The organism is Mucilaginibacter sp. (genome assembly GCF_028288105.1).
GTDB lineage: Bacteria > Bacteroidota > Bacteroidia > Sphingobacteriales > Sphingobacteriaceae > Mucilaginibacter.
Genome location: NZ_JAQBOI010000167.1, coordinates 39,425 through 47,707, shown reverse-complemented (window position 1 = coordinate 47,707; position 8,283 = coordinate 39,425). Strand labels below are relative to the sequence as shown.

Sequence of the window (8,283 nt, the reverse complement as noted above, 5' to 3'; positions counted from 1 at the left end):
GACCGGGGCAGGGGTAACAAGTTCGCATTTGGTGGTTATCGCTTTTGCCTTGTTAAGCTGCCTGGGTTTTATGGCTTACGGTTTTATAGGTTTAGGAAAATTTATCGAAATATTTGTTCCCTGGGATTTGATCAAAGGTTATATTCCTTTTGATGTTGCGCCGCAATACGTGCCGCATATATACGGCATCATCTTCACCCTTTTTGCTATGTTTTATTCCATTATAGGCGGTATGCATAGTATCGTTACCGGTGATATGGTCAAATACGGCATCATGACGGTGGCCTGCATCTGGATAGGCTTTATAGCTGCAGATCAGGTAAGCAGTCACCATTTAAATGTACCCGGTGGCTGGTATAGTCCGTTTTTTGGTAAACATTTGGGCCTAAACTGGACGGGCATAATAACCGAAGTGAATAAAAAAATAGAAAGCGACGGTTACTCGCTGTTCGCTTATTTCTTTATGATGATGACCTTCAAAGGTTTCTTCGCAGCGCTGGCAGGCCCCGCACCAAATTACGATATGCAAAAGATCCTTTCTACCCGCTCGCCCGAGGAAGCCAGCAAAATGAACGGTTTTGTAAGCGTTATTTTATTGCCAATCCGCTATACCTTAATTATCAGTTTAACCACTTTGGGGTTGATCTATTACCGCCAAATGAACCTTACAGATGGCACCGGTGCTATCGATTTTGAGCGGATCCTGCCTGCCGTTATTAATAACTTTTTGCCGGTAGGTTTGGTAGGCTTGCTGCTTGCGGGTTTATTGGGCGCTTTCATGAGCACTTTTAGCGGCACCATGAACGCCGCGCAAGCTTATATTGTTAACGATATCTACCTCAAGTATGTTAACCCGGCGGCATCTACTAAGAAGATCATCACCATGAATTACCTGGTAGGGGTTATTGTGGTAGCAGTGGGCGTAATACTTGGCTTTTTTGTAAAGGATATAAACAGCGTATTGCAATGGATAGTATCAGCCTTGTATGGTGGCTACATAGCTGCCAACGTGCTTAAATGGCATTGGTGGCGCTTTAACGCGAGCGGCTTTTTTTGGGGGATGCTTGCCGGTATCGTAGCTGCGATGGCGCTGTCGTTACTGGTGAGTTTTGGATATATCCCCCAGGGGCAACTGTTGTTCTGGTTCCCTGCGCTGTTCCTGGTGTCGCTGGCAGGCTCGGTATTTGGCTCCTACGCAACGCCGCCAACAGATATGGCTGTGCTGCAATCGTTTTACACGAACGTAAGGCCATGGGGTTTTTGGGAACCGGTTAAGCAGATCGCGATAGCAAAAGACCCATCGTTTCAGCCCAATAAAAACTTCAAGCTAAACATGTTTAACGTGGTAATTGGCACAATAGCCCAATGCTGCTTAACCATACTGCCTATGTACCTGGTGCTATGGCAAAAAGCGCCGCTGTTAATTACCATAGCCATTTTGGCCGTGATGATGGTGATATTGAAAAGAACCTGGTGGGATAAATTAAAAGAATACTAAAGATAAAAATGACACAGCAATTTAAAGAGAGATTAGCGGGTTTAGAGGAAGCGCACGCACAGCTGATCAATATAAATAATGAGATAGACGGACTTGGCAACGGTGTTTTCGACCGTTATAAATACCCTGTAATTACTGCACAACATGCACCAATAACCTGGAAGTATGACCTTGATCCTGCGACCAACCCCTACCTGATGGAGCGTTTCGGTATCAATGCCGCTTTTAACGCGGGGGCTATAAAGTTCAACGGTAAATATATAATGGTGGTAAGGGTAGAAGGGGCCGACCGTAAATCATTTTTCGCGGTAGCCGAAAGTCCTAACGGGTTAGACCATTTCGAATTTTGGGAACGCCCCATCACCATGCCCGAAACCGATGAGCCTGATACCAACCTGTACGATATGCGCCTAACCGCACACGAAGATGGTTGGATCTATGGTCTGTTCTGCACCGAAAGACGCGACCCTGCGGCACCGGCCCACGACCAAAGCATGGCCATTGCTGCCTGTGGTATTGCCCGCACAAAAGACCTGCTTACATGGGAACGACTGGCAGATCTGAAAACACAATCGCCGCAGCAACGTAACGTGGTTTTACACCCGGAGTTTGTTAATGGTAAATATGCCTTATATACGCGCCCGCAAGATGGCTTTATAAGTGCTGGTAAAGGAGGTGGCATTGGCTTTGGCCTTTGCGATAGTATGGAAAATGCCGTAGTTGATGAAGAAACTATCATCGACAACAAACAATACCATACCGTTTATGAAGCTAAGAACGGGCAAGGCCCAACACCCATTAAAACCGAAAGGGGTTGGCTGCATCTGGCTCATGGCGTACGTAATACGGCAGCAGGCCTGCGCTACACGTTATATATGTTCATGACCGATCTGAACGACCTGACAAAGGTCACATACAAACCGGCGGGCTATTTTTTAGCGCCCGAAGGTATAGAGCGTATTGGCGATGTATCAAACGTGGCATTTTGCAACGGTTGGATCCGGGATGAAGATGACAAGGTATTTATCTATTACGCATCCTCAGATACCCGCATGCATGTGGCAACAACTACGGTTGATAAACTGGTGGATTATGTAATGAACACCCCTGCTGATGGCCTGCGTTCGGCAACATCGGTGAATACCATTAACAGCATCATCAATAAAAATAAAAATCTTTTACAAGATCAATAACAGGAGATGGAAACGACGGCGGAGCATACCATAAAACACCAACTGGATACTTATAAAAAGGAATTGACCAATGAATTGGGCAATATTCTTAATTATTGGATGGCCAATACTGTTGATGAACAGGATGGTGGTTTTTACGGTAAAATAGATAACGATAATAACGTTATACCGGCCTCTCCAAAAGGTTCTGTTTTAAACGCGCGGATCTTGTGGAGTTTCTCGGCAGCTTATAATCAAAACCCGGATGAGCACTATCTGCAAATGGCAGAACGCGCTTATCAATACATTATTAAATATTTTATTGATGCCGAGTTTGGCGGTGTGTACTGGACGGTTGACCATTTGGGTAATCCGCTGGATACTAAAAAACAGGTTTACGCTTCGGCCTTTACTATTTATGCGTTAAGCGAATATTATAAAGCATCGGGCATAGGAGAATCTAAACAAAAGGCAGTTGATCTTTATCATTTACTGGTTGATAAAAGCTACGATAAGGAAAGAACCGGTTACCTGGAGGCTTTTACCAAAGAGTGGCAGCCAATGGGCGACCTGCGCCTGAGCGCGAAAGATGCCAACGAAAAAAAGAGCATGAATACCCATCTGCATGTGCTGGAAGCGTATACAACGCTTTACAGCATATGGCCGGAAGAAGAATTGCGCCGGCAGATAGAAACCCTGATCAATAATTTCCTTGATCATATCATAGATAGTGAAACAAATCATTTGGTCCTGTTTTTTGATGAGGACTGGAATAAAAGATCAGACACGGTTTCGTACGGGCACGATATTGAAGCCACCTGGCTTTTACTGGAAGCAGCAGAGGCTATTGATCATCACGAACTAATTGAAAAAGTAAAACAACAATGCGTCAAAATATCCGATGCAACAATAAGTGGATTGGATACAGATGGTGGCCTTTGGTACGAGTACGAACCAGCCGAAGATCACCTGATAAAAGAAAAACACTGGTGGGTACAGGCCGAAGCCATGGTAGGCTTTTACAACACCTGGCAAATAAATAATAACGAGGAATATCTTGATCTGTCGCTCCGAAATTGGGCTTTCGTTAAGCAACATCTATTAGATATTAAGAACGGTGAATGGTTTTGGGGTGTATACGCCAATGGCGATGTTATGCAAACCGAAGACAAAGTCGGTATCTGGAAATGCCCTTATCATAACAGCAGGGCATGTATCGAATTAATTAAACGAATAAGCAGACAGTAAACCAAATGAAAAAACATTTCTTGAAAACAGGCATGGCGGCATTAGTCGCCCTGGCCCTCCTGCAATCATGTAAAAAGGATGGCGCCCCCAAAAGCGGAGGAGATAACAACGGCGGCGGTATAGATAATGGCGGTTCAACCGTTATAACCCCACCCAATAACCCGGATCTTGCTGCCACGCAGGGCTTCTTTTTAGATGGATGGCAGGCCAAAACATTCGCTAAACCCACATCGCCAAAAATAGTTGCAAAACCGGCAGCGGGCACGGTAACTGCAACGGTTGATATTAGCCAGGTAATAACCAAAGTATCAAAAAACCTGTTCGGCAATAATACCAATCCGTTTATGGGGCAATATGTAGATCAGCCTGTTTTAATGCAACAGCTAACAGATCTGTCGCCAAATATCCTGCGCTTCCCTGGTGGTAGCTTATCTGATATTTACTTTTGGAATGGAAGTAATAAAGCGCCTGCAGATGCCCCCGCGCAATTAGTAAATTATGCAGGCACATCTGCAGATGCAGGTTACTGGTATGGCAACAATACCGCCAACTGGACATTTACACTCGATAATTATTACAAAGTTTTACAACAAACCAACAGCACGGGGCTAATTACAGTTAACTACGGTTACGCCCGTTATGGTACAAGCGATAAACCTGCCGAAACTGCTGCCCACCTGGCTGCCGACTGGGTACGTTATGATAAAGGGCGCACCAAATACTGGGAAATAGGTAACGAGAATTATGGTAACTGGGAAGCAGGCTACCGTATAAATTTAGCGACTAATAAAGATGGGCAACCCGCCATACTAAACGGCGCCATGTACGGCATCCACTTTAAAATATTTGCCGATTCTATGCGGAAAGCCGCGGCAGAAGTGGGCAATACGGGCATTAAAATTGGTATGGTAACCACCGAAGCTGATGAAAAGGATAATACATCAACCATTATACAAGGCTGGAATAGTGGTGCTATGACAACATCTGGCGCATCGCCAGATTATTATGTAGTGCACAATTATTATACGCCGTATATGCAAAATTCAACGCCCGATGTAATATTAGCCACCCCGAAACCGGTAACCGCTAATATGATGAGTTGGGTAAAAACATCGCTCCAAAAAGCTGGACTTTCCCAAAAGCCCGTCGCGCTGGATGAATGGAATATATTTTCTACCGGGTCTAAACAAATGGTATCAAACATAGCCGGGTTGCACGCGGTTATGGTGTTAGGCGAGTTATTAAAAAACCAATACAGTATGGCCAGCCGCTGGGATCTGGCCAACGCATGGGATAACGGCGATGACCATGGCTTGTTTAATAATAGCATGAATAGTAGTAATGTAGAACCTGGTGCACCAGCCTGGAACGCGAGGCCAGCATTTTATTACATGTATTTTTTCCAAAAATATTTTGGTGATCGCATGGTGAGTTCATCAGTAACGGGTAGCCCCGATATTATCAGTTACGGCTCGTCCTTCCAGTCTGGCCAGGCCGGTGTGGTTCTGGTTAACCGCAGTGGTTTAGACAGGGCTGTTACGGTTAACATCAAAAACTTTGCAGCGGGCGCAAACTATTACTACTACACGCTTAACGGTGGGACGGACAATGTACCATTCTCGCGCAAAGTATATGTAAATGGCGCTGGCCCGGCAGGAGATTCGGGAGGGCCGGCAACCTATAAAACCATTGCTGCAAATTCGGCAGCCATAGCAGGCGGCATAATTGTTACCGTACCTGCCAGGGGAAGCGTATTTTTAGTAGTCGAAGGAAAAAAATAACGAGATATGAAAACAAGATATTTAAACAGATGCCTTGTTGCTGCTATGCTTGTAGCAGGCAGCATTAATGCGTGGGCACAAACAACTGACGGTGCTGCACCGGTAGCGGTAGAAAAGATAAAACTGGAAACGGGTAACCTGGCACCAACCCCGCCAATGGGCTGGAACACCTGGAATACTTTCCAAACCAATATTGACGAACCTTTGCTAAAAGGTATGGTTAATGCGTATGTATCATCGGGCATGCGCGATGCGGGTTATCGTTACTTTGTTTTGGATGATGGCTGGATGGCCATGGATCGCGACAATAACGGCAATTTAGTAGCCGACCCAAAGAAATTCCCTAACGGGATGAAAGCCTTTGCCGATTATGTACACAGTAAAGGTTTAAAGTTTGGCATTTACAATTGCGCAGGTAACAAAACCTGTGCAGGCTACCCTGGTACACGTGGTCACGAATATCAGGATGCCCGGCTGTATGCCTCATGGGGTGTCGACTTTTTAAAATATGACTGGTGCAATACCGATAGCTTGAACGCTCGGGAAGCTTACATTACTATGAGTTCGGCATTGAAAGCTACCGGCAGGCCAATTGTATTTAGCCTGTGCGAATGGGGCGGTCACCAACCATGGCTGTGGGCAAAAGGCGTGGGCGAGCAGTATCGTACCACGGGCGATATCACCGCGAATTTTGATAAGGATAAGCACATGGGTACCTGGAGCGCGTTAAGCGTAATGAATATATTAGATAAGCAGGTAAACATCCGTAAGTACAATGGCCCAAATCATTGGAACGATCCGGATATGCTGGAAGTTGGCAATGGCATGAGCTATAATGAAGATAAAGCACATTTCTCGCTTTGGTGTATGCTGGCTGCACCGCTTGCCGCCGGTAACGATCTGAGGAAGATGTCTGATAAAACCCGGTCTATCCTTACCAATAAAGAAGCTATAGCCATTGATCAGGACGAATTGGGGATTGCCGCCTATCGCATAAAAATAGCCGACAGCCTTGAGCTTTGGGTAAAACCATTAAAGAATTATGAGCTGGCGGTTTGTTTTTTAAACCGGGCATCGCATCCGCAAAAATTAAATATCAAATGGAGCGATCTGGATATAAGCAACGCCGAGGCAGGCATCAATATAAAGTTCGCCGAAAATAAATACGCGCTGCGCGATCTATGGCTTAAAAAGGCTGCGGGCACAACAAAAGGCACATTCAAGCAAGATCTTGCTTCGCACGATGTAATTATGGTGAAGCTTACAAAACAATAATAAACAGATACATGAAAAATATTTATCGCTGCGTTGTTACCGCTCTTCTGTTAAATTGCAGCATCCCGGTTATGGCACAACTATATAACCCCTGCGATAAGCAGGCCACTTACGAAACCAAACAACTGTTTTATAGTATGCAGCGTTTGGTCGATGCAGGCGTAATTTTCGGGCATCATGATGCCACCGCTTATGGTGTTGGCTGGCAATATGAGCCAAACCGGTCTGATGTGAAAAGTGTTACCGGTTCTTACCCGGCAATGTACGGATGGGATTTGGCAAAGATAGAGCACGATAGCGTGCGCGATATTAACGGCATCCCTTTTAAACTGCAAAAAAAACTGGTACGCGAGGCATATGACCGTGGCGGCATCAATACTTTTTGCTGGCACATGGATAACCCTACAAATGGCAAAACCGCCTGGGATACTACCAATCGTACGGTTAAAGATTTGTTACCCGGCGGTGCTTACCACGATGTTTATGTAAAATGGCTGAAAAAGGGCGCTAATTACATGGCCGGTTTAAAAGGAGAGAACGGCGAACAGATCCCAATTTTGTTCAGGCCATTTCATGAGCTTACAGGGAATTGGTTTTGGTGGTGCGCCAATACCAGCACCCCCGAAGAATTTAAAGAGCTATGGCGTTTCACGGTCGATTATATGCGCGTTACTAAAAAGTTGCATAACCTGCTCATTGTATTTTCGGTGGCTGATTTTAACAGCGAGGCTGATTTTATGCTGCGTTATCCGGGGAATGATTATGCCGATTTTATTGGCTTTGATAATTACTGTTACAAAAGCGTACCCGATTATCAAAAGAAACTCGACATGCGTTTGGGGATCTTAGATGCCATCGCTGCCAAAACCCATAAGCTTGCCTGCCTGCCCGAAACCGGCTATGAGCAAATCCCACAAGCCGACTGGTGGACAAAAGTTTTATTACCAACCCTGGCCAAGCATAAAACCTCATACGTAATGGCCTGGCGCAACGGCCGGACCGATCATTACTATGCCCCATATCCCGGGCAGGTAAGTGAGCCGGATTTTAAGAAGTTTTTTGCCAGCCCGCAAACCCTGTTCGAGAACAGATTAGCACCGCTTGGGGTGTATGGCAGGCGTATAGGCCGGTAAATAAAGATAAATTCCCTCCCCACGGGAGGGTAGGGAGGGGTTAATGAATGGATAATTAGCAAAGCGTTTAAACCCCTCCCTGCCATTACGCATTCCATCGCTCCCCTCCCAAAGGAGGGAATAGTAAAAGAACCTTCAAACAACTCTAAAACTTAATTCCACCCCACCTGTTCTAC

General features: G+C 45.4%; 6 protein-coding genes. All 6 read left to right on the top strand.

What is annotated here, in order from left to right:
• A partial coding sequence (locus JWQ85_RS11765) for a sodium:solute symporter (RefSeq protein WP_299468133.1) occupies positions 1–1,498 on the top strand: 1,498 nt, incomplete at its 5' end.
• 8 nt (positions 1,499–1,506) lie between these two features.
• Positions 1,507–2,691, top strand: coding sequence for a glycosidase (locus JWQ85_RS11760; protein WP_299468131.1), 1,185 nt, complete (start codon positions 1,507–1,509; stop codon positions 2,689–2,691).
• Between the two features lie 6 nt (positions 2,692–2,697).
• Positions 2,698–3,918: an AGE family epimerase/isomerase gene (locus JWQ85_RS11755; RefSeq protein ID WP_299468129.1), complete on the top strand. Its 1,221-nt coding sequence runs from the start codon at positions 2,698–2,700 to the stop codon at positions 3,916–3,918.
• A gap of 5 nt (positions 3,919–3,923) precedes the next feature.
• Positions 3,924–5,699 (top strand): alpha-L-arabinofuranosidase, encoded by a 1,776-nt coding sequence (locus JWQ85_RS11750; RefSeq protein WP_299468127.1) that lies wholly within the window; start codon positions 3,924–3,926, stop codon positions 5,697–5,699.
• 6 nt (positions 5,700–5,705) lie between these two features.
• On the top strand, positions 5,706–6,974 hold the full coding sequence (locus JWQ85_RS11745; RefSeq protein WP_299468125.1) for a glycoside hydrolase family 27 protein: 1,269 nt from the start codon (positions 5,706–5,708) through the stop codon (positions 6,972–6,974).
• 11 nt (positions 6,975–6,985) lie between these two features.
• Positions 6,986–8,107 carry a glycoside hydrolase family 26 protein gene (locus tag JWQ85_RS11740; protein WP_299468123.1) on the top strand — a complete coding sequence of 374 codons (1,122 nt, stop codon included), beginning with the start codon at positions 6,986–6,988 and terminating at the stop codon, positions 8,105–8,107.
• Positions 8,108–8,283: the final 176 nt, after the last annotated feature.